Genomic DNA, 23,201 nt, shown 5'->3' with positions numbered 1-23,201 from the left:
GAACGAGAAAACTGTTTCGCATTTACGACATATATGTTACATTTATGTTACAAGTTGCCGACGACATGGCGAGTGTTATCCGCCCGCTTTTCAAGTTCTTTGATTGTCAATGTTATAACTTTGCCAATCGGCTTGTTGTCCCGATAAGTGACAATACGTAACCAAGTCGCATTCTTGGGTATTCGGAGCGGAGCTTCATATTTCGGAGTGAAGTTGTCGGGGTCCGTATTGTCGAATGTATAGTAGATGTCAAGATTGCCCGGTTCGCTATCCAGTTTGATTTCCAAAACACCATCTTCAGTATAGTAAGGAGTGACGATGGCATTGTACATGCTGCGTGCATAGTTGATCTGTGCCTGGTCTGCACGAACGAAATGTCGTTCGACACGTGGCCAGAACCGGTCCCAATCCGTCTTGGAAGGTCCAGTCCAAAGGACTTCGGCAAGTGCCCATCCACGTGGCCAGGTCATATATTCGGCATGCCGGAAAGTGGGGACGGATTCAGCCCAGAGATTGCCTTGTCCTCCTAGTATCATTTCGGCCGGCACGCTGTCGGGAACTGGGTTGAAACTGTAGGAATCTTTCAGGCGGCACATGGAGTAGGTGTCCGGTTCGACAGATGGTTCTCCTTGCCAGAGGTCGATGTAGCAATGTTCGGTCGGTGTCATGATCACATGATGACCGGCTTTTGCTGATTTGATTCCGCCCTCCATACCGCGCCAGCTCATAACGGTAGCATCGGGAGCCAGCCCGCCGTCGATAATCTCGTCCCAGCCGATCAGTTTTTTCCCTTTTTCTTTCAAGATGCTTTCCATACGGTGGATAAAGTAACTCTGTAGTTCGTTTTCGTTCTTCAGGTTTTCCGCTTTCATGCGAGCTTGGCAACGCGGACATTTGTGCCAAAAACCTTTGAAACATTCGTCTCCTCCGATATGGATGTATTCATCCGGAAACAAGGCGGCAACTTCTGTCAAGACCTTGTCCATAAACTCGAAAGTGGCATCTTTGCCGACACAAAGTGTGTTTTCGTCTTCGCCGTAAAACTTGTTGCCGACCCCGACAGCCGATGGTGCTTTCATACACGCCAGATCAGGATAGGCGACGAGTGCTGCCAGGCTATGTCCCGGCACGTCTATTTCAGGAATGACGCGTACGTAGCGTTCTGCAGCGTATGCCAATACTTCCTTCACATCTTCCTGTGTGTAGAAGCCTCCGTAGGTCGTTTCTTCTCCAGGTTGCTGTGGTGCGCGTTGCCACCATTGCCCGACACGCGGAGCGCGCCAGGCGCCAACCTCTGTCAGGCGTGGCAGGGATTTTATTTCCAGACGCCATCCTTGATCGTCGGTCAAATGCCAGTGGAATACATTCATTTTGTATTCTGCCAGTTCGTCGATGTATTTCTTTACTTCCTCTTTAGTGAACCAGTGGCGGCTGACGTCAAGCATAAGTCCGCGCCAGGCAAACTGGGGTTTGTCGGTGATGTCGGTACAGGGAACCGTCCAGTTGATGCCTTTTTGTTTCTGGCTGTTTTTTATTTCGGGGGGAAGCATCTGCAATAAAGTCTGTATCCCGTAGAAGATCCCGGCCGGTTGATGGGCGGTGATGATGATATCGCCATGTTTTACCTGCAAGCGATATCCTTCTGCACCGAAAGCGGTATTGTCGGTCAGCTTAAATTCAATGTTGCCGTGCTTTTCAACCGGAATTTCAAAACCTGTTGCGGGGGCAACTTTATTGTTGAAGTACCGAGCTATCCCTATTAACTGAGGATTGGATGTGTCGAGTGTGATAGCTGCCCGGCGAGTCAGTTTGAAATGATCCGTCCCGACTTTCATTTCTTGGGGCTGTGGGATCAATGCAAGTGCATTATCTGGAGTGTCTTTGTGGGAACAAGAGCTAAATCCCTGTATAAGACCTGCTGTAAAGAAGATAAATAGCAACTTTTTCATGAATCAGTGTACTTGTTTATTGTTTAGGTCGCGAAGATAGGGATTAATACGGAAGACGCAATAATAAGAATCCGTGATTTATAATGTCGGGCAGCATAAAAAAACGGATAAGCATTCGAATGTTCTTCGAAGCCTATCCGTTTCAAAATGGATGCCTGTCGGATTTTATACCGGCAAGCGGATATTTCAGAATCTCCAACCGAGGTTGATCTGCAGGACGCCATTACGGGATTTCTCCCCATCCCAATTCATGGAGTTGCCATTTAATGTGATGTCGCCATCGGATAAGGTATTGGTGAATCCTATATTATAGTTCATTGAAACCAGCAAGCCTAAATCGAATTGATAGCCGACGCCGATTCCTAGTGCGAAATCAAATGTTTTGAATGCATCTTTCGAATTGACCGAAATGTCAGTGCCGTTATAAGAGGCGCTTGCTTTAGAACGGGCTAAGAAACCGAATTGTGGTCCCGCAAATGCATAAAAGCCATTGTATAGATAGGCTTTTGCATAGATAGGAATGTTTATGTAATCGTTTTTGATTTTGCCGGAGATTCCGCCTTCTGATTCTTTCACTCCTTGCATGGAATAATAGATTCCCGGCTCGATGGAAAATTGCGGATTGATAGGAAACTCGGCGGCAACCCCGACGTTCAACCCAGGCTTCATACTTCCGTCACTATTTGTCATATTGGCAAGGTTCAATCCGATCTTCGGTAAGAAATGGAAATCCTGTGCACTGACCTGAAACGCCACGAACATCAACAATAATAAAGCAATCTTTTTCATAATGGATAATATTTAAATGAGTAATAGATAAACCTTTCATAAATAAAAAAAGTTGCGCTATATTATTATAACGCAACTTCCTATCCAAATATTATTTCTTATGCTCTTCTATCCACTTCCGTGCGTTCACGAAACCTTCGATCCACGGAGTGACTTCGTCACTGTTTCGTCGGTCTTCAGGATAGTAACCGCATTGCCATGGGAACATCGCACGTTCCAAGTGAGGCATCATTGCCAGATGGCGTCCGTCGTGAGAGCAGACACCGGCAACCGACCAAGGCGAACCGTTCGGATTGGCAGGATAGCCTTCGTAGTTGTATTTAAGTGCAATATGGTATTCTTTTTCTTCATACGGGAAAGAGAACTTGCCTTCGCCGTGAGCCACCCAGATTCCTAATTTGGAACCGCTTAAAGAACCGAACATGACAGAATGGTTTTTTGGGATCTCGACCGAGATGAAGTTCGATTCGAACTTGTGCGAATCATTGTGCAACATCTTGTGTTTCTTCTCATGTTCCGGATAAACAACCCCTAACTCGGCCATCAGCTGGCAACCGTTGCAGATACCCAGACTCAAGGTGTCGGGACGTGCATAGAAGTTATCCAGCGCCTTCTTGGCTTTCTCGTTGAATAAGAAACCTCCGGCCCATCCTTTGGCAGAGCCTAAAACGTCGGAGTTGGAGAAACCGCCGCAGAATACAATCATGTTTACGTCTTCCAATGTTTCGCGTCCGGAAGCCAAATCGGTCATGTGAACATCTTTCACATCGAAACCTGCCAGATACAGTGCATAAGATGTTTCACGTTCACACTGGCAACCCTTTTCACGGATTACGGCGGCACGGATTCCGCTCTTTCCTTTGCGATCGGCAGTCAGGCCGTAAGAAGACAGCTTGCCGGTAAAGCTCTTCGGGTACTTGAATTCCAGTGGCTGCATCTTGTAGTTCTCGAAACGATTGCCTGCACATACGCTACCACTCTGCTTGATATCCAGTTTATAAGATGATTCGTACCATACGTCGCGCATGTAGTCGATGCCGAAATGGTATTGGACGCCTTCTTTGGAAACCAGAATGTGGCGTTCGGAAGTCGGCTTGGCGATAATGGCAAAACCTACTCCTGCCTCTTCCATCAACTTCTCGAAAGCTTTCTTGTCTTTCACCTGGACCAGGATACCCGGGTTTTCGGCAAACAGAATCTTGACAATGTCCTGTTCCGACAATTTGTCGAGGTTCACTTCCAGACCGCCTTCTACGTTAGCAAAACACATTTCGAGCAATGCCGTGATCATACCACCGGCAGAAATGTCGTGTCCGGCGAGAACCAACCCTTTTTGGATGGCATCTTGTACGGCGTTGAATGCGTCGGCAAAATATTCGCTGTCTTTTATCGTCGGGACTTCGTTGCCCAATTTGTTCAGAACTTGTGCAAGAGCGGAACCGCCCAACTTCATCGTGTCGAACGAGAAGTCAATATAATATATGTAAGAATTCTTTTCGTGGGCCAATACCGGAGATACGATCTTGCGAATGTCGCTGACTTCTGCACCGGCAGAAATAATCACCGTACCCGGAGCAATCACTTTGTCGTCGCCATATTTCTGTGTCATGGACAGAGAGTCTTTACCGGTCGGGATATTGATGCCCAGTGCACAAGCGAAGTCCGAAGCAGCCTGGACCGCTTTGTACAGGCGGGCATCCTCGCCTTCGTTACGGCATGGCCACATCCAGTTGGCACTCAAAGATACACCTGATAGCTTGTCGGACAGTGGAGCGAAAACGATATTTGTCAATGATTCGGCAATCGCCATGACAGAACCGGCAGCCGGGTCGATCATCGCTACCTGCGGAGCATGCCCGATAGATGTGGCGATACCCGCTTTTCCACGGTAATCCAGTGCTACAGCACCCAAGTCGCTCAGCGGCAACTGCAATTCGCCTTGGCACTGCTGGCGTGCGACCTTACCTGTCACCGAACGGTCCACCTTGTTGGTCAGCCAGTCTTTACATGCAACAGCTTCCAACTGAAGTACATTTTCCAGATAGTGATGCAGTTCGGATTCTTTATAAACGACTGGAGCGTATGTTTCTTCGACCGTATGATCCTTCATGATCGTTCTTGGCGGTTTACCGAACATATATTCCAGTTTGATGTCGATTGGTTTCACGCCGTCGGCCTGTTCGAAGACGAACTTCATGTCGTTGGTCGTTTCACCTACCACATACATCGGAGAACGTTCGCGGTCGGCAATGCGCTGTACACGGGCAACATCTTCTTCCTTCATCAGCAAACCCATACGTTCCTGGCTTTCGTTACCTACGATTTCTTTTGCGGAAAGTGTCGGGTCACCGACAGGCAACTGGCTCATGTCGATATGTCCGCCGGTTGCTTCCACCAATTCGGAGAGACAGTTCAAATGACCTCCTGCGCCGTGGTCATGGATGGAGATTACCGGGTTGTTGTCCGATTCGGCAATCGCACGGATTACGTTGGAAACGCGTTTCTGCATTTCCGGGTTGGCGCGCTGTACGGCGTTCAACTCGATACCGCTGGTATATTGGCCCGTGTTTACGGAAGAGACAGCGCCTCCGCCCATACCGATGCGGTAGTTGTCGCCACCTAACAGGACAACTTTTTCGCCCGGTGCGGGATCGCCCTTCAACGCGTCGCGCATATTAGCATAACCGACACCGCCGGCCAACATGATCACTTTGTCGTAAGCATATTTCTTCTTGTTCTCTTCGTGTTCGAATGTCAGGACCGAACCGCAGATCAGCGGCTGTCCGAACTTGTTACCGAAATCGGATGCACCGTTGGAGGCCTTGATCAGGATTTGTTCCGGAGTCTGGTACAACCAGGGGCGTGGATCGAGGATCTTTTCCCATTCGCGTGCACCTTCCGTACGCGGATAAGATGTCATGTAAACGGCTGTTCCGGCAATCGGCAGGGATGATTTTCCGCCACCCAGGCGGTCACGGATTTCACCACCCGATCCGGTAGCCGCACCGTTGAACGGTTCGACTGTTGTCGGGAAGTTGTGGGTTTCAGCTTTCAGTGAGATAACCGATTTGATTTCTTTCACTTCGTAGAAATCCGGTTTGTCGCCGCTGGCCGGAGCAAATTGTTCGATCACCGGACCTTCGTTGAAAGCCACATTATCTTTATAGGCGGAAACCAATTTGTTCGGGTTCTCCGCCGATGTTTTCTTGATCAGGTTAAAGAGAGAACTTTCTTTCTCTTCTCCGTCGATAATAAATGTACCGCCGAAGATTTTGTGACGGCAGTGCTCCGAGTTCACCTGTGCAAAACCGTACACTTCGCTGTCGGTCAGCCGGCGTTCCAGCTTTTGGCTTACTTCGTTGAGGTAGGCTACTTCTTCATCGCTCAATGCCAGTCCTTCCTGTTTGTTGTAGGCTTCGATATCCTCGATATAAACAATCGGGTCCGGTTGTTTACTGATCGTGAAGATGTCCTGGTTCAGACCGTCATAGATACGCTGTAACATCGGGTCATGTTCTGCTTCGCCGGAAGAAACGGGGAAGTATTCCTCGATGCGTGATATACCGGTGAGTCCCATGTTCTGGGTGATTTCCACGGCATTCGTACTCCACGGGGTAATCATTTCCCGGCGTGGACCAACATACCAGCCTTCCAATGTTTCAGCCTGGAGAGGTTTTGCCTCGCTAAAAGCCCAAACTAATTTTTCTACATCTTCAGGAGAGAAAGCGTGTGCAGCCTCCACAGCTAACACCGTCTTTGTTGGAGATTGAAAGAATAGAATCATATCGTCGATTTATTAATGGTATTCCGTTCATACGGGGGATAATATAAGGATACCCCTCGCTTACAAAGTGCAAAGATAGTGCTTACTAACCGAATTTCCCTTAAATCTGTTGAAGAAAATAAATTTGTTCCAACAAAGGCCTTTTTCGGTTAAAAACGGAGCCTCGCAGATGGTGCCCGATAGGGAAACTGGCGGGACTTGCACAAAATGTCAAAAACTAATGGCCGGACGAACTGTCGATCAGACAGATCAGTATGGCAAGAATATCGAGGCGAACCAAGTGGTTGCGTATCTCGCTTAATGCTTTGGAGATATCCCAACCGGACAGCTCTGGAGCCGGGTGTCCGGCTTCTTCCGGAAGTATTGAAAAAAGCAGGCTACCAGACTTGCCATATAGGAAAATGGCATGTGACAGAAACTCCATTGCAGAACGGTATGGATATTAATATCGCTGGGAATCATATCGGACATCCTAAAAGTTACTTTTCTCCTTACGGAATGGAAATCTGGAAAAATGGTCCGGAAGGAGAGTTTTTGATGATCGGTTACTTCTTTCGAGTCGGTTGCTTCTGGCACAAGAATTTCCTAATATTGTGTTATTCTTGGTGGATGATATGGGAGTAATAGATACCTTTTTGCCTTTTTTGACGGATAAGGTGAGGTAATCTGGTTCGCTGTGCGTTGAACGACTGGTATAGGACACCGAATGTGGAGCGTATGGCTCGGCAGGGAATATATTGAAACCATTTTACAAATAATTGTTTATTGAAGTATGTCAAAACGGTGTTCCTCTGTCACTGTATCACTGATTTCTTTTTTATCGATTGATATTCAACCTGTTTCGTTAGTGATATATGCCCGTTTTCTCTATCACTACGGTATCACTACCCTATCACAGGCAATTTGGATGGAAAACAGAAATTGCGCTTATACACATCTGTATAGTAGCGTATTACAAATAACAAAAGCAATAAATACCCGATTTCCATCCTTATAAATCACTCGATTATTTTATGTAAAAACGGCTATAAAATAGGTGAAACCGGGTGGTTTTTATTGTCCGGCACGGTACTTTAGTTGCCGGACACCCCCATGTTGCCCCCTCTTACACCCGGATGTACCGGCTTTCTACACCCGGATGTAAAGGATGGCAACATGGGGGTGTTTACGGAATGATGTGCTTGTCTTTGCTAAAAAAAGAGATAGCTTTTGTGGAATGAAGAACCGTATTCCGCCAATTTAATACCTGTTATATTCGTTTTTACATTTGTTTATTCGATTATTTTATATGCTTTTTCAAAAGTAATAGAAGGTAATATGTTGGTTTTCAATTGTATGACAAAAACGTCCTGTTTTAGAAGTGATAGAGGAGTGATAGGGGAAAACGTCCTGTATCACTGCCTTTGGACGTTTGAATATGAATAGCTACAACCTTTGTAGTGATAGAGTGATAGAGGATTAGCAGAAAACTTCGTATGCAGATTACAATCTTGGAAAATTGTGATATACTTCGTTTTATTGTATATTTGTCAACAATAAGGTTATAGCTCCCGGCGAGATTTGCTGAAAAAACAATTGTCGGAGTGTGGAGGACGTTTTCGGGATTCTCGGATTGACAATCTCAAAATGGAGAAAGGGTTTATCATTTAACAGTTAATTTATTATCATGAAATCAACAATCGTATTGGGAATAGGAGCTACCTTGCTGGCCTCCTGTTCTGGAAACAGACAAAAGGCGGAAGAAAAAGTAACACAGCAGCAGAAGAAGCCGAACGTTATTTTCCTGATAGCCGATGATATCGGTTATGGTGACCTGAGTTGCAACGGATCAAAAACGATCCATACGCCGAATGTGGAACGCCTGGCAGCCCAAGGTGTTCGTTTTACGGATGCGCATGCAGTGGCTGCGACCAGTACGCCGTCGCGCTATTCGCTGTTTACGGGGCATTATGCTTGGAGGCGGAATGACACGGGGATTGCGGCTGGAAATGCCGGAATGGTCATTCGTCCCGAACAGCCGACTGTTGCCGATATGTTTCGTGAGTGTGGTTATACAACAGGTGCTATAGGTAAATGGCATTTGGGATTGTCTGACAGGACGGGAGGACAGGATTGGAATGGCTTTATCACGCCGGGACCTTCAGATATAGGGTTCGACTATTCCTATATAATGGCTGCCACAGGCGACCGTGTGCCTTGTGTGTGGGTTGAGAATCAGCGGATCGTCAATCTTGATCCGAATGATCCGATTGAAGTGAGCTATGAAAAACCGTTCCCTGGCGAACCGTTGGGAAAAGACCATCCGGAATTGCTTACCAAATTGAAACCGAGTCCGAACCATGGGCATGATATGGCGATCGTGAACGGCATTTCGCGTATCGGCTACATGAAAGGGGGCAAGCAGGCCTTGTGGGAAGATGAAAACATTGCAGACAGCATCACTTGCAAAGCTGTCCGATTTATTGAAAACCACAAAGATGAACCGTTTTTCCTGTATGTCGGAACCAACGACGCGCACGTTCCCCGTTGGCCGCATCCCCGTTTTGTCGGCAAGAGCGGCATGGGCCCTCGTGGCGACGCTTTGTTGCAATTCGACTGGACTGTAGGCGAAATAATGGGCGCACTCGAAAAAGCCGGTATTGCCGAAAACACCTTGATCGTGTTGAGTAGCGACAACGGTCCTGTTGTGGATGATGGTTATGCAGACCGGGCTGTGGAATTGTTGGGCGAACATAGACCCTGGGGGCCGTTCCGTGGTGGTAAATACAGTATCTTCGAAGCCGGTACGCGTGTTCCGATGATTGTGAGCTGGCCGGCTCAGGTAAAACCGGGTGTCTCCGACGCATTGGTATCACAGATCGACCTGTATGCCTCCATGGCAAGCCTGATGGGCAAGCCGCTCGAAGAAGGGGCCGGTCCTGACAGCCGGGATCATCTGGACGCATTCTTGGGGAAGGACTTGAAAGGGCGCGACTATGTGGTCGAAGTCGCCGGTTCTCTTTCTGTCTCCGACGGCGAATGGAAGTACATAGCTCCGAGTAATGGTGCTGCTTATGCTAAACTGACGAATATCGAGTTGGGCAACAGCAAGGAAGAACAGCTTTACAACTTGAAGCAGGACATCGGAGAAAAGAAGAATCTGGCGGCCGAACATCCCGAAATCGTTGCAAAGTTGAAAGCTATATTGGAAAAGGAAAAAGCTAAATAGCCTTTTTACATAAAGTGTGAAAACGCCTGTAGGTAATCTAAAAAACATTCCTGCAGGTGTTTTTTGGTTAAAAATGGACGAGTTCATTTTATTCTGCTCCCGGTTTGCGTTATCTTTGCAAATCATTAGGCAGAAAATAGAAGGATAATGCTGGGATTGATAAGTAAAGGAATTGTTATTGGCGTACTGGTTTCCGCCCCGATGGGTCCGATCGGCATGCTATGTATACAACGAACGCTGAACAAAGGACGTTGGCATGGGTTTGTTACCGGATTAGGGGCTGCTCTGTCAGACGTGATCTACGCTGCACTGACTTGCTTGGGGATGGGAGTTGTGGTGAACTTTGTGGAGGCGAATCAGGCTCCTTTGCAATTGATCGGCAGTATCGTATTGGGTATTTTCGGCTATTATATTTTCCAATCCAATCCTGTCCGGAATCTTAGAAAACAACGGGAGAAAAAGTTATCTTTCACTCAGGATTTTATTACAGCTTTTCTTCTTACCTTTAGCAACGTATTAATCGTATTGCTATATATTGGTTTGTTTGCCCGCTTTGGTTTTGTCTTGCCGGAACATTCTGTTTGGATGCTGTCGGGTGGCATTGCTTTTATTGGGGTGGGGGCTGTTCTCTGGTGGTTCGGAATCACTTATATAGTTGCTAAATTGAAAAAATGGTTTAACGTGCGAGGTATATGGTTATTGAATAGGATTGTAGGATCGGTCATTATTGTTTTGGCTATAATCGGAGTCTTATCCGTATTGCTGACTTCTTATTTACATTTACCATTACTCCAAATCTATAATTGATAATGAAGAAACTGAAAGTCCCTTATTTGGAAACGCTGGACGTACTGGATCTGTCGTCCGTAGGCTTTTTGATGGAAAAGGCCCAGCGAGAGTCGATCGATGTGATTAACTGGGAGGAATATTCCTATAAGCCTATCGTGGCTTTCGATATCGCAAGATCGAAAGTGAATCTGTATATTCGTTACTTTGTAAAAGGCAATTCATTGAAAGCTCTTTATGAAACGGATGGTTCACCTGTCTATCAAGATAGTTGCGTGGAGTTTTTTATGAAGCGGGTGAATGATCCCAATTACTACAATTTCGAGTTTAATTGTATTGGAACATGTGATGCTTCCTATCGGGAATCGCGTGATTCGAAGAAATCTCTGACCCCCGAAGAGTATGCTTCGATACGTCGTTTTTCAAGTCTTCCTCATGTCGCTTTTACAGAGAAACTGGGGGTTTATAGCTGGGAGTTGGTGGTTGCCATTCCTTTCCGGTTGATGGGCCTCGATCCTGACAACCTACCGGAAAAGATAATGGGCAACTTCTATAAATGTGCGGACGATACGGAATTTCCGCATTTCGTAAGTTGGAGTCCGATTGATCTTCCTTCTCCGAACTTCCATTGTCCGGAGTTCTTTGGGGAAATCTATTTATAAATTAAGAATTAAAAATTAAGAATTAAGAAATGAATGCATAAGACACCATTTCTTAATTCTTAATTTTTAATTTTTCAACTCCTTGATTTTTACTTCCGAGATACTTGCATTGCCGGAGGTTATTACGATACGGATATCACTGGCGGTCGTGCCTTTGAACCGGTAATTCGTCAGCTCGTTCGTAGCTTCTACCGTCCCTTCATATACGGTCAGGAACTGGCCTCCGCCACCGGAGAGTTGGATTTCAAATTTGGCATCTTTGCTTTTTTCTTTCCAGGCAATCGCGATGTTGTTAGGAGAGGCGTTGTTTTCGAGTGCAAAAGTTATGTATTCACCCTTGTTGGCTTTCCAAGCCGTAGATGGGTTGCCGTCTAATACTGACGGAGCAGACTCCTGAGTAGAGCTAGCAATAACTGATTTCTGCTGTCGGGAAGCTGCCGATATGTTTGCCTGCTCTTTACCATATTCCACTACCGTAAAACGGTCGTTCAGGCGGATGTCTTCGGATGAGGCTCCGATCATAACCTTGAAGTCTCCCGGTTCTACCACCCAATGGTTATCGCTATTCAGCAGCTGCAAGTCGCGCGGTTCGATAGTGAAGGTAAGCTCTTTCGTTTCTCCCGGATTCAGATGGATACGGTCGAAGCCGACGAGGTTCTTCTCGTAGGTCGTAACACTGCTGAGGATATCGCGTACATATAACTGTACTACCTCATCTCCGGCACGTTTACCTGTATTCGTCACCTTGCAACGGACGGTGACCGGTTGAACCTGTGTCACGATAGCTGGCTGGATCGAAATGTCTGAGTATTCGAAAGTCGTATAACTCAATCCGTAGCCGAACGGGTACAACGGACCGTTCACGCGGGACATGTTGCCGTCCAACCCTTTGTTGCGTCCGCCGTCGACCTGTGCATTCGGTTTGGTCGGGAAGTTGAACGGAATCTGTCCGACTGTCTTCGGGAAGGTGACGGTCAGCTTTCCACCTGGGTTATAGTCGCCGAACAGAGCGTCTGCAATGGCCGTACCGCCTTGCGAACCCGGATACCAGGCTTCGAGGATAGCCGGAACATATTTGTCCGCCCAGTTAATAGACAACGGACGTCCGTTGATCAGCACCAATACGACCGGTTTTCCAGTGGCTACGACGGCTTGCAGCAAATCGAGTTGGCGGCCTGGCAAATCGAGGCTGGAGCGCGATTTGTTTTCTCCGCAGGTGCGGTTACTTCCGCCCAGCACGACTACAGTCACATCGCTCTTCTTCGCGTTTTCCACTGCTTTGTCGATCTCGCTCTGTTCTTCGGCTGTCAACGGATAACGGATCAGTTCCGATTCCGGCCAATTGGCATCTACCAGATCACAACCTTTCGTAAAGAGCACGTCCGTTCCTGGTTTTACCTTATTCCGAATGCCTTCCAACACGGTTGTCACTTCTACGGCAAGCGGGCCGTAGTGTGTCAAAGCGTATGCCTCTTCATCTGCATTCGGACCGCATACGGCGATTTTGGAAATTTTGTTTACATCTAAAGGAAGGACGGCATCCTGGTTCTTCAACAGAACGAGCGATTCTTTTGAAGCCTGCAAGGCTACCAGTTGGTTTTCGGCGCAGTTTACCTCTTTGTCGGTCTCTTTCAAATCGATCTGATACGGATGGTCGAACAATCCAACGAGGAATTTGACGCGCAAAATGTCACGCACTCGGTCATCAATGGTGGACATTGGAATTGCTCCTTCCGCGATCAGTTCGCGAAGTGGCAGGACGTATGAATCCGGTGAGCGGAATGTACAACGTATGTTCAATCCCGCCAATACGCTTTGTAGCACGGATTCTTTCATATCGGCGGCAGTTCCGTGTTTAGAGAAAAGATATTCGACGGCGTCGCTGTCCGATACCACATATCCGCGGAAACCGAATTCGCCACGCAGACGTGTCGTCAGCCAATAATAGCTGCTCTGAATGGGGAATCCGTCGTAATCGTTGTATGAACTCATGACTCCGAGGATCCCGGCTTCCTTGATCACCCGTTTCCAGGGATAGACATGGATCATCTCGACCTCGCGTGGTGACATTTGCGGATCTACGCGTGCCATCCCTTCGCGTCCGCCTTTGTTGTTACTGTAAGCGATATAGTGTTTGGAAGTGGCGGCAACCTGATGGTCGGTCTGCATTCCTTTTGCCATTTCGATACCTAACTCGGCTACTAGATATGGGCTTTCGCCGTATACCTCTTCATAGCGTCCCCAACGTTGATCGCGCCCGACATCGAGGATCGGAGCATAGACATTGGTATATCCCAACAACCGTCCTTCGCGCCCGGTGATATAGCCGACCTTATGAACCAGGTTCCGGTTCCAGGTGTGTCCCAATCCCAACTGTGTCGGGAAGTTGGTGGCGATATAGCTTTCTACCCCACGTATGCCTTCGTTCGTGAAGTCGGTCGGGATGCCGAGGCGTGTCTCTTCGATAAAGAACCGTTGTACTTCATTCAAAGCCCAGGCATGACGGGAAGCCGGCCAGACATACGGGTTGTCGGAAGGAGGAAGTCCCCATTGTTGGAAACCGTTCAGATGTTCATCGATGGCTCCTATGCCGTCTTTCCAGAGTTGTTTTTTCCAGTCCGATGTCGGCAGGTCGTCTTTCAGCACCCGCTTGTAACCGTAGAGCGTAACCATCTGGCAGGTTTTTTCTTCAACATTCATCTGCGAAAGGAGGTCTTCGACACGTGCATCGATCGGGACCGTAGGATCTTCATATACATCCTTTTTCCCATTTTTGTTGAAATCTATCCAGCCATTCCGGTAGATAGACTTGTTCGTTAATTTGTAAGTATCCGGTATCCGGATTTCCTGTGGCGTTTTGTTTTGTGCCTGCGTACAGAATGTCCCTGACAGGACAAGGCATGACGTAAGGACGGCGAGTTTGTTTTTCTTCATGGATTATAATTTGATATCGTTTAGTTCAACTAATTTGTTAACAATGGCGTATACGGTCAGACCACTGGCACTGTGTACCTGCAATTTCCGGGCGATGTTGCGTCGGTGTGTAACAACGGTGTGTGTGGAAAGGAACAGGCGGTCGGCTATTTCGCGGTTTGTCATCCCTTTGACGACACAGACCACGATTTCTTTTTCGCGTGCGCTGAGCGTCTGCTGTTCTTCGTTTTCGGTTTCCTCTTCCGGTGACGTATGGAGGCGTTCCAGCTTGTGGCGGATCTCGTCCGGGCTGTCATAGATGTTGATCTGGTCGTCGTAAGGTCGCAGCAGGGCATGATCAGCGACAGCATACAGCAGGGCTATGCATTTCATTTCCGTACAGCCGGTTTCTTCCTTGAGAAGCTGAATGGTGTAGTAACCGGGAAGTGACGGGTTAATAATCAGTATGTCTGGTTTGTGTGAGCGAAGTGTCTCTTGCAAAAGCTCCGCAGTGGCAATTTCGATGATCTGGATGCGGAATCCGGGAATTCGCTTTAATACCGCTTCGAGCCCACTGCGGATGATGGCAGACGGTTCGGCAATCGCTATGTTTAATAAGGCGCTCATAGGCATCACTGTATTGTTTTTTCAAGAGTCAGGATCGCCGGGACGAAAAGATAGTCTTCTACGTGGTTATGGGAGGCCAGATCTTGTTCGGTCGCGAAGATGTCAAACAAGACGCTGTTCAGCAGGTTGCTTCCGGGTCCCGGATAATACTTGATCAAGATATTTTTCAGTTCGATAATCTTCATTTCGATCTGATCATGATGTTTTCGGAAGATCGTTATGTTGTATTTCGGGTCTTTTATCCCTTTTAATAATCCCCGGACGTATGGAAATACTGTCTTTTCTTCATACGACATGTGTTTGTGGACTTCTGCTGCATATTCGTCGAAAAATTTAGTGATAACGAACGCCACATCTTTCGGGCAGTCTGCAATAGCATCGGTCAGTTTACGGCGGATATGGGGCAGCCGGAAGTCCAGGAAATAGGCGTGTGCATTATGCAGATAAGTGATCAAAGCCTCGATCGACAGACATTTGTCAATGTTTGTCATCGGCGCGGATATCTCTTCCGTCAGAAAGTTTACGACGGTCAGGAACGTGCAGGGATCGACACCGTTTTGGCGGCATACCTCTCCGATATTCTTTTCTCCGAATCCGAGTGCAATACCGAAGCGGCTCATGACGAGCACCATCGGATAATTCTCACAGATCAGATCACTCATTTTATCGGTTTCCCGATATTTACCATTCTTATACATAGGCTTTTCTCTCTTGTCTTGGTGTTTGAATAGCCAAAGATACATAAAAAATAGATTCTGCAGACTGCGCTTACAGAATTAGTAAATTCGGTAAGTCGGATAGTTTCAGCTAAAAAAGTTAGAAACTAAAGTTTCATATAGTTACTCGTTTTGGGACCTTGATTCCACCATGTAGAAACTTTAGTTCCAACGATTGAAATAAAAGTTTCGACCGCAGACACATTTGTTTTGCGGCAGGAAACGAATGATTAGTGGATTTTAGGAAAATATCCGTCTTGCTTAGGGACTGAAAAGGGCTGTTTTGGGTAGTAATTCGCAAAAAAGGTGCTTTTTGCATTTTGACAGTTTTTGTAATGGGTTGATTAATAAAGATATACTAATTTATATAATGTACGCGTAAGTGAAGAATTTTAAGAGTGAAATCGGGTGTGTGATCGTATTTAAGATGTTGATATATAGAAAAATAAGAGGATATTTAGAAATGACTAATGAAAACGTACGTTTTTTTTCGTCATTTTTTAACTACAAAGATACTACAAAAAAGTGGAATACAGAAGAATGAAGTAATAGAATTGATTTACAGAGGTTTCATTTAAGCAGCCGATTATCTCCAACGCCACCACAATCCTTGCCGAAGCCAAGTCAAGACGTCGCAACGTTACTTGTTCGTAACCACACCATATAGGTGACGAAATTGGCACGAATGGCAAAACAAGGCGTTGTGATATAGTGAGTTACTAACAACTCACGCGACAAATCCAGTTACGGAAAAAGATTGCGTCGTTCCTCCGTGTTTTGCGTACCGACGAAGGATTCTTCACCGACTAATTTTGAACCTAAAAAAATTAAGGACGATGAAGAGTACATTTTCAGTTATCTACTACCTCAAACGTCAGGTAGTGAAAAAGGACGGGACAGTACCCGTCATGGGACGTATCACGGTGGACGGCAGCCAAACACAGTTCAGCTGCAAACTGACCGTCGATCCTAAGCTGTGGGACACCAAAGGAGGACGTGTCACGGGCAGAAGCACGGCTGCACTCGAAACGAACCGTATGCTCGACAAGATGCGCGTACGCATCAACAAGCACTATCAGGAAATCATGGAGCGTGACAACTTCGTCACTGCGGAAAAGGTGAAAAACGCCTTTCTTGGACTGGAACACCGCTACCACACGCTATTGCAGGTGTTCCGGCAACACAACGAGGACTATGCCAAGCAGGTGGAGGCAGGCATGAAAGCCAAAGGCACGTTTGACAAATACAAGATCGTTTACAAGCACCTGCAAGAGTTCCTCACCATCCGCTACCACGTGAAGGACATCGCCCTGAAAGAGCTTACCCCCGCTTTCATTTCCGATTTTGAAATGTTCCTGCGCACGGACAAACACTGCTGCACCAACACCGTGTGGCTGTATGTCTGCCCGCTTCGGACGATGGTGTTCATCGCCATCAACAATGAGTGGCTCACGCGCGACCCGTTCCGCGAGTATGAAATCAAGAAGGAGGAAACGACCCGCAGCTTTCTGACGAAAGATGAAATCCGCCTGCTGATGGAAGGTAAGCTGAAGAATGCGAAGCAAGAACTGTATCGTGATTTATACCTGTTCTGCGCCTTCACGGGCTTGTCGTTCGCCGATATGCGCAACCTGACGGAAGAGAATATCCGCACCTACTTTGACGAACACGAGTGGATAAACATCAACCGCCAGAAGACGGGTGTGGTGTCCAACATCCGTATGCTCGACATAGCGAAGCGCATCATCGACAAATACCGTGGGCTGTGTGGGGACGGCAGGATATTCCCCGTACCCCACTATAACACGTGCCTTGCCGGAATCCGTGCCGTCGCCAAGCGTTGCGGTATCACCAAGCATATTACATGGCATCAAAGCCGCCACACGGCCGCCACGACGGTGTTCCTCTCCAACGGCGTACCCATCGAAACGGTCAGTTCCATGCTGGGACACAAAAGCATAAAGACAACGCAGATATACGCGAAAATAACCAAAGAGAAGCTCAATCAAGACATGGAGAACCTTGCCGCGAGATTGAACCAAATCGAAGAATTTGCAGGTCGTACCATCTAAAACAGAGAAGCCATGAAACGTGACATAATCATCATTGAGGACAAGGCGGTCAGCGTAACCGGTAACGATGTATGGATGACCGCCGGAGAAATCGCCAGACTGTTCCACACGGGTGTCCCGGCAGTGAACGCCGCCATCAAAGCCATCCTCAAAACGGACGTGCTGAACGACTACGAGGCATGCCGCTACATCCAACTTGAAAACGGTCTGTATGCGGATGTTTACTCGCTTGAGATAATCATCCCCGTCACCTTTCGGCTGAGCACATACCATGCCCATCTTTTCCGCCGCTGGCTGATGGACAAGGCACTTGCAAAAGACAAGCATACCGCCTACATGTTATTCGTACATAGCGGAAAAGGCGGTTACTGCTGAAAAGACGATGAAAATCAATTAAAAACGGACAACCATCAAGCTGTCCGTTTTAACTTTAAAATAGTCAATTTTGAATATACAAATTATGTGCTAAAGAATATGAGGTATCAAAATTGAGATGGCTTATATAACATCTCATACTTTAACGAGCCACAATCAATGTACATATCATATTCCGCAATTCCTTTTTCTTGTGCTATATAATGCAAAGTTTTCTTGTGGATGTTTGAAATTCTCTCTCCATAATAGATTGCTTTAGGAACAATTTTCAGGCTTGTTGCACGAGAATGTGCGGCAGGTTGTTTCTCTGAATGAATAATACGCCATTCATTTTCATATTCCCACTGTGTGGATTTGTGAATAGCCATTTTCAAATGCGATAGTGAATCTATATTTTTAACATCCAGCCCCAAGCTCTTTGCTATATACCATTGAATAAAACTATTTGCATCAAAGCGGTTATTATCATATATAACAGGCAAGATACAACAATTCATTTCTCCTTGTTCTAATAAGAACCTTAAATCATATTCCAATGCAAACCCTTCATGATTTTGGGCATAGTGACTCCACATTATAACAGAATCTATGCTTTCACTTAAACATGCTATTGTAGATACGACCTTTAATGTATCCCCCATTTTTAATAGGATTTCTTTCAATATGTTTTCCATTACAACACTAAAAAGAGCTAATGTCAATGGATTTATGCCGTTACACGATATTACCTGTTTTTTTAAACCTGTCAAATTGTTTCTTCCGAAAAATTGGATTACACTTGGAGGAAATTCGAAATCTTTAGTTTCAAGTATCTGTTTGAATTGTTCAAGAAATTCTTCTGTACAACAAGCTCTCATTTGCTCTTGAATATTATCCAAACTATAATAAACAAGAGTGTCATAGGGGTCATTAAACTTATCAGCAGTAACAGCATAAACCAGATCCTTGTCAAAAGCATCAAGGTTTAATGTTGAACAACTCCTATATCTATACAGTTTTTGTGGCAACATTGACATCAATGCTGCACTTATAGGATAGATTCGGGATTTTATGTCCTCTTGCTCAATTCCTTCAGGAATTATTGTGGATTCTAACAATTTTGCAAATTCACTCCGAAGCATAATGGTATTCGTTTTAACCACAAAGGTACGCATTTTATTCCGGAATGTCAGGACATTACTCCATCGGTTTGCGGTAATTCGCCTCCAGCAGTTCACGCAATCCCGATTCGGGGTAAAGCACCTTCCCGCCTAAAAGGATAAAGGGCAACACTCTGTTGTTACGGTATTCCTGCAAGGTACGGCGGCTCACACGGAGCAACTCCGCCACCTCCCTGTCCGTCAGGTAACGTTCCCCGTCCAGCGGTGGACGGTAGTTTTCCAAAAATGCAGAGAGCCATTTAGAGCCTTTGCGCATATTCTGCACCACGGTGGCAAGCGGCTCGTCCTCCAGTGTAAAAACATCGTTGTTCTCGTTCATCATAACTTTGGATTCAGTGGGTGAATAATAAGATTACCTGCCGCCGGGATAGAGCGTACCGATAAGCGGAATCAGCCTCCTAACTTCTTCCGGCTTGTAATAGAACCTGCGGTTTATCTGCGAGTAGCCGATAAGCCGCTTGTCGCGCAACGTCTGCAACGTGCGCGGGCTGATTCTCAACTGCCCGCAGACTTCCTCGCCCGTGAGCCATCTTTCCAACCGCCCGCCGTCGCTCTTGCGCCTCAGGGCGGCAACCTTCTCCGAGAGGGCGTTGAAGGACGCCACCATCATCTCGAAGGTCTTTTTCTCGATAGATACAATTTCCATATTCAAAACATTTCAGGTTTGCCGCAAAGGTAACGCCATCCTCATGAACGCATATCGTTTCCCGCTGAAAGGCTGTATGTTGCGCCGTCTGTCCGGGTAATGGAGCCATTTCCAATAAAAATCTTACGTGAGACACGTAGTGAGCTGTTAAAGCCCCTTTTGTTTATTGCCGAATTTTGCCGCAGAAACCAAAAGAAAGGACTGAATATGAAAGTAATAACGATGGAAAGTTCCGCTTTCACCGCATTGACGGAACAGATAGCCGAGATAGCGGCACACGTGCGTGCCGTTTCCGGCGAAAGAAAGGAAAAATCCGCAGACAGGTTGCTCACCACCCGTGAGGCGGCGCACCTGTTGAATGTGAGTACCCGCACCCTCCAGCGTATGCGTAACGAGCATCGCATCGGCTATGTAGTGCTGCGCGGCAAATGCCGCTACCGACAGTCTGAAATCGACCGCCTGCTTGCGGACTGCACCGTCATGGAAGACGCGGCGACACCGACGGAACTGAAACGCAACCATACGCTACGCACGGGCGGCGGCAAACCCAAAAGAAGGAGGACGTGACATATGGAACTGCTTACCCGAAACAATTTTGAGAGCTGGATGCGGAAGCTGATGGAACGGCTCGACCGTCAGGACGAACTGCTGCTGTCCTTGCAGCCGTCCGGCAAAGCCCCGAACCCGATGGAGCGTATCAGGATGTTCGACAACCAAGACCTCTGTATGCTGCTCCAGATAAGCAAGCGTACCCTGCAACGCTACCGCAGCATCGGCGCGTTGCCGTACAAGACGCTCGGCAAAAAGACCTATTACAGCGAAGAGGACGTGCTGACGTTCCTTTCCGGACACGTAAAGGACTTCAAAAAGGAAGATATAGCCTTCTACAAGGCTCGTATCCATAATTTCTTTCAAAAATAACCCATTAAAACATTTTTCAAATGGCAAAGAAAAAAAGCGAAAAGGACGTGCTGATAGTCCGTGATGAGAAGACGGGCGAGATCAGCGTGGTAGCCGGGCTGGATGCCGACGGTTCCCCCAAGCGCACCCCCGCGAAAGCGGAGAACGCGCAGAGTTTCCTGCAATTCGACCGCCACGGCGACGTGCTGGACAACTTCTTCAAAAACTTCTTCCGGCAGTGCAAGGAACCCAGCCGCTTCGGTTTCTACCGTGTCGCGGCAGACCAAGCCGACAAACTGATGGAGGTGATGAAAGACCTGCTGAAAGACCCCGAAGCCAACAAGGAACTGCTTGCGCCCCACAAGGTGGACACTTCCGGCTACGAAAAGCAGGTGAAGGAAGAACAGACCGCCGGAAAGACGGAGCAGACGGAACAAAAGCAGGAAGAGCAGCCCAAAGAAACCCCAAAACAGGAAGAAATGGAAAAGAAGCAGGAACAGAATCAGGAAGGCCCGCAACAACAGACGCAAGGCAGACGGGGCTACCAGCCCATTGACGAGAGCAAAATCAACTGGCAGGAGCTGGAAGAGAAATGGGGCGTGAAACGTGACGACCTTGAAAAGTCCGGCGACCTTCAGAAGATGCTCAACTACGGCAAGTCCGATTTGGTGAAAGTGTCGCCCAAGTTCGGCGGCGAGGCTTTCGAGCTGGATGCCCGCCTTTCCTTCAAGAAAGACGGTGAAGGCAATGTCAGCCTCGTGCCGCATTTCATCCGCAAGGAGCAGAAACTCGACGAGTACAAGGAACACAAGTTCTCCGACGAAGACCGTAAGAACCTGCGCGAAACGGGCAACCTCGGCAGGGTCGTGGACATCGTGGACAGGGAAACGGGTGAAATCATCCCCTCGTTCATCAGCATAGACCGCAAGACGAATGAAATCACAGACATACCAGCAAACAAGGTACGCATACCGGAGCGCATCGGAAAGACGGAAATCACCAAACAGGAACAGGATATGTTGCGTGCCGGGCTGCCCGTGCGCGACAAGCTCATCGAGCGTAACGACGGCAGGAAGTTCGTCACCACCCTCCAAGTGAATGTAGAGCAGCGAGGCGTGGAGTTCGTACCGGGAACCGGCAGGTCGCCCCGTACCGCCCAGACGCAGGAAGCCAAGAACAATCCCACGCAGGGACAGGCTCAGGGCATGGAAAACTCCGCAGCCCCACAGAAAGAGCAACGCCGCAACACGTGGACGAACGCCGACGGCAGCATCCGCCCCATCAGCAAATGGAGCGGTGTGAACTTCACCGACCAGCAGAAAGCCGATTACGCGGCAGGCAAAGCCATCAAACTGGAGAACGTGACCGACAAGCAAGGCTTCCACGCCACGATGTACATCAAGTTCAACCCGGAGAAGGGACGTCCGTACCGCTACGACACCAACCCCGACAACGCGCAGAAGGTCGCCCCGTCCAACGAGAGCCGCACACAGGTGGCGGTGAACAGCGAAGGAAAGACCAACGAGGCGACCAAGAACCTGAAAGAGCCGTTGCTGAAAGGGCAGACCGCTCCGAAAGACGACAAACAGCAAAAGCAGCAGGAAAAGCCTCAGAAGAAAAACAACAAGGGCATGAAGATGTAACATCCCGTGTCCGCCACTAAATCCAAAGTAATAATCCATTAAAAAGTAAAACAGCATGAAGACAATCATTGCAGAAAAGCCATCCGTGGCACGTGAAATCGCCCGCATCGTAGGCGCGACAAAGAGAGAGGAAGGATATTTCGAGGGAGGCGGCTATGCCGTGACATGGGCGTTCGGACACCTCGTCCAGCTTGCCATGCCCGACGGCTACGGCATACGCGGCTTCGTCCGTGACAACCTGCCCGTCATTCCCGAAACCTTCACGCTCATTCCCCGTCAGGAAAAGACAGAGAAGGGCTACAAACCCGACAGCGGCGTGGTGTCGCAGATAAAAATCATCGCCCGTCTTTTCAAGGAAAGCGAGCAGATCATTGTGGCGACCGATGCAGGACGCGAAGGTGAGCTTATCTTCAGATACCTCTACCATTATATCGGATGTACCACGCCTTTCGTGCGCCTCTGGATAAGTTCGCTCACCGATAAGGCTATCCGCGAGGGGTTGCGTAACCTCGAAGCGGGCGACAAATACGACAACCTCTACCTTGCCGCCAAAGCACGGAGCGAATCCGACTGGCTTGTGGGCATCAACGGCACGCAGGCACTCTCCATCGCAGCCGGACACGGCACATATTCCGTCGGACGGGTGCAGACACCCACGCTGGCGATGGTGTGCGCTCGCTATTGGGAAAACCGCCGTTTCACGGTGGAACCTTTCTGGCAGCTCCATATCGCCGCAGACACAGGCGACGGCGAAGTGGTGAAACTCTCATCTTCCAAGAAATGGAAAGAGAAAGAACCTGCCACAGCACTATATAATAAGGTAAAGGAAGCCGGCTTTGCCACTGTCACAAAAGCCGAACGTAAAGAGAAGATAGAGGAAACTCCGCTCCTGTATGACCTGACCACGCTCCAGAAGGAAGCCAACGCCAAGCACGGCTTCACGGCGGAACAGACGCTTGAAATCGCGCAGA

At 47.8% G+C, this 23,201-nt stretch carries 20 protein-coding genes and 1 pseudogene; 11 read left to right on the top strand and 10 right to left on the bottom strand.

All coding sequences use genetic code 11. The features are described 5' to 3' along the window. Positions 1 to 47: 47 nt before the first annotated feature. The 4 genes from KTG12_RS01295 to KTG12_RS22190 form a co-directional block, all read right to left on the bottom strand. On the bottom strand, positions 48 to 1,949 hold the full coding sequence (locus KTG12_RS01295; RefSeq protein WP_046451624.1) for a beta-N-acetylhexosaminidase: 1,902 nt from the start codon (positions 1,947 to 1,949) through the stop codon (positions 48 to 50). Positions 1,950 to 2,135: 186 nt separating this feature from the next. Next, positions 2,136 to 2,738 (bottom strand): porin family protein, encoded by a 603-nt coding sequence (locus tag KTG12_RS01290; protein WP_022321385.1) that lies wholly within the window; start codon positions 2,736 to 2,738, stop codon positions 2,136 to 2,138. 91 nt (positions 2,739 to 2,829) lie between these two features. Next, positions 2,830 to 6,522 (bottom strand): phosphoribosylformylglycinamidine synthase, encoded by a 3,693-nt coding sequence (gene purL / locus KTG12_RS01285; protein WP_138272863.1) that lies wholly within the window; start codon positions 6,520 to 6,522, stop codon positions 2,830 to 2,832. A 217-nt stretch (positions 6,523 to 6,739) separates the two neighbouring features. After that, positions 6,740 to 6,946 (bottom strand): hypothetical protein, encoded by a 207-nt coding sequence (locus KTG12_RS22190; protein ID WP_371745251.1) that lies wholly within the window; start codon positions 6,944 to 6,946, stop codon positions 6,740 to 6,742. Here KTG12_RS22190 and KTG12_RS01280 point away from each other — a divergent pair. The 5 genes and pseudogenes from KTG12_RS01280 to KTG12_RS01265 all read left to right on the top strand — a co-directional run bounded on the left by KTG12_RS01280 (position 6,853) and on the right by KTG12_RS01265 (position 11,178). Further along, a complete protein-coding gene (locus tag KTG12_RS01280) occupies positions 6,853 to 7,146 on the top strand; it encodes a hypothetical protein (RefSeq protein ID WP_371745250.1) in 294 nt (97 codons plus the stop codon). The two genes, KTG12_RS22190 and KTG12_RS01280, sit on opposite strands and share 94 nt — an antisense overlap. After that, positions 7,086 to 7,257 (top strand): annotated as a pseudogene (locus KTG12_RS21605) (N-acetylgalactosamine-6-sulfatase); the annotation flags it as partial. The gene KTG12_RS01280 and the pseudogene KTG12_RS21605, both read left to right, overlap by 61 nt. Positions 7,258 to 8,188: 931 nt before the next feature. Further along, positions 8,189 to 9,730, top strand: coding sequence for an arylsulfatase (locus KTG12_RS01275; protein ID WP_005634146.1), 1,542 nt, complete (start codon positions 8,189 to 8,191; stop codon positions 9,728 to 9,730). Positions 9,731 to 9,877: 147 nt separating this feature from the next. After that, a complete protein-coding gene (locus KTG12_RS01270) occupies positions 9,878 to 10,537 on the top strand; it encodes a LysE family translocator (protein WP_005634142.1) in 660 nt (219 codons plus the stop codon). A 2-nt stretch (positions 10,538 to 10,539) separates the two neighbouring features. Beyond that, a complete protein-coding gene (locus KTG12_RS01265; protein ID WP_005634140.1) occupies positions 10,540 to 11,178 on the top strand; it encodes a carbohydrate-binding family 9-like protein in 639 nt (212 codons plus the stop codon). Between the two features lie 66 nt (positions 11,179 to 11,244). Here KTG12_RS01265 and KTG12_RS01260 read toward each other — a convergent pair whose 3' ends face one another. From KTG12_RS01260 to KTG12_RS01250, 3 genes are read right to left on the bottom strand one after another with little or no spacing between them, the layout of a single operon-like run. Then, positions 11,245 to 14,112, bottom strand: a complete 2,868-nt coding sequence (locus KTG12_RS01260; protein WP_022322641.1) for a beta-glucosidase — start codon at positions 14,110 to 14,112, stop codon at positions 11,245 to 11,247. A gap of 3 nt (positions 14,113 to 14,115) precedes the next feature. Next, a complete protein-coding gene (locus tag KTG12_RS01255; RefSeq protein WP_122205476.1) occupies positions 14,116 to 14,718 on the bottom strand; it encodes a response regulator transcription factor in 603 nt (200 codons plus the stop codon). 5 nt (positions 14,719 to 14,723) lie between these two features. Further along, complete coding sequence (locus KTG12_RS01250; protein WP_005649463.1) at positions 14,724 to 15,416, bottom strand: hemerythrin domain-containing protein; 693 nt, start codon at positions 15,414 to 15,416, stop codon at positions 14,724 to 14,726. Positions 15,417 to 16,270: 854 nt separating this feature from the next. On the opposite strand from KTG12_RS01250, the gene KTG12_RS01245 reads away from it, so the two are divergent. Then, positions 16,271 to 17,506 (top strand): site-specific integrase, encoded by a 1,236-nt coding sequence (locus KTG12_RS01245; RefSeq protein WP_032542969.1) that lies wholly within the window; start codon positions 16,271 to 16,273, stop codon positions 17,504 to 17,506. Positions 17,507 to 17,518: 12 nt separating this feature from the next. Further along, positions 17,519 to 17,881: a hypothetical protein gene (locus KTG12_RS01240; protein WP_005809276.1), complete on the top strand. Its 363-nt coding sequence runs from the start codon at positions 17,519 to 17,521 to the stop codon at positions 17,879 to 17,881. 107 nt (positions 17,882 to 17,988) lie between these two features. On the opposite strand, the gene KTG12_RS01235 is transcribed toward KTG12_RS01240, so the two are convergent. Genes KTG12_RS01235 through KTG12_RS01225 form a run of 3 tightly spaced genes read right to left on the bottom strand, consistent with a single transcriptional unit; the run spans position 17,989 to position 19,687 of the window. Next, positions 17,989 to 19,002 (bottom strand): DUF2971 domain-containing protein, encoded by a 1,014-nt coding sequence (locus KTG12_RS01235; RefSeq protein WP_005809274.1) that lies wholly within the window; start codon positions 19,000 to 19,002, stop codon positions 17,989 to 17,991. 55 nt (positions 19,003 to 19,057) lie between these two features. Beyond that, the gene (locus KTG12_RS01230; RefSeq protein ID WP_032538125.1) at positions 19,058 to 19,363 is read right to left on the bottom strand and encodes a helix-turn-helix domain-containing protein; all 306 of its coding nucleotides are present in this window, start codon (positions 19,361 to 19,363) and stop codon (positions 19,058 to 19,060) included. Positions 19,364 to 19,393: 30 nt separating this feature from the next. Continuing rightward, positions 19,394 to 19,687: a helix-turn-helix domain-containing protein gene (locus KTG12_RS01225; protein ID WP_023056835.1), complete on the bottom strand. Its 294-nt coding sequence runs from the start codon at positions 19,685 to 19,687 to the stop codon at positions 19,394 to 19,396. Positions 19,688 to 19,894: 207 nt separating this feature from the next. Between KTG12_RS01225 and KTG12_RS01220 the strand changes: the two genes are divergently transcribed. The 4 genes from KTG12_RS01220 to KTG12_RS01205 form a co-directional block, all read left to right on the top strand. Beyond that, complete coding sequence (locus KTG12_RS01220) at positions 19,895 to 20,254, top strand: helix-turn-helix domain-containing protein (RefSeq protein WP_032538124.1); 360 nt, start codon at positions 19,895 to 19,897, stop codon at positions 20,252 to 20,254. 3 nt (positions 20,255 to 20,257) lie between these two features. Continuing rightward, a complete protein-coding gene (locus tag KTG12_RS01215) occupies positions 20,258 to 20,608 on the top strand; it encodes a helix-turn-helix domain-containing protein (protein ID WP_032538123.1) in 351 nt (116 codons plus the stop codon). A gap of 20 nt (positions 20,609 to 20,628) precedes the next feature. Beyond that, the gene (locus KTG12_RS01210; RefSeq protein ID WP_005809263.1) at positions 20,629 to 22,230 is read left to right on the top strand and encodes a DUF3945 domain-containing protein; all 1,602 of its coding nucleotides are present in this window, start codon (positions 20,629 to 20,631) and stop codon (positions 22,228 to 22,230) included. 55 nt (positions 22,231 to 22,285) lie between these two features. Next, a partial coding sequence (locus KTG12_RS01205; protein ID WP_254189037.1) for a DNA topoisomerase occupies positions 22,286 to 23,201 on the top strand: 916 nt, incomplete at its 3' end.

This window comes from Parabacteroides sp. MSK.9.14, from assembly GCF_019041495.1.
Classification (GTDB): Bacteria; Bacteroidota; Bacteroidia; order Bacteroidales; family Tannerellaceae; genus Parabacteroides; species Parabacteroides merdae.
Note: the sequence above shows the minus strand (reverse complement) of the source record. Positions and strands in the feature narration are given on the sequence as shown.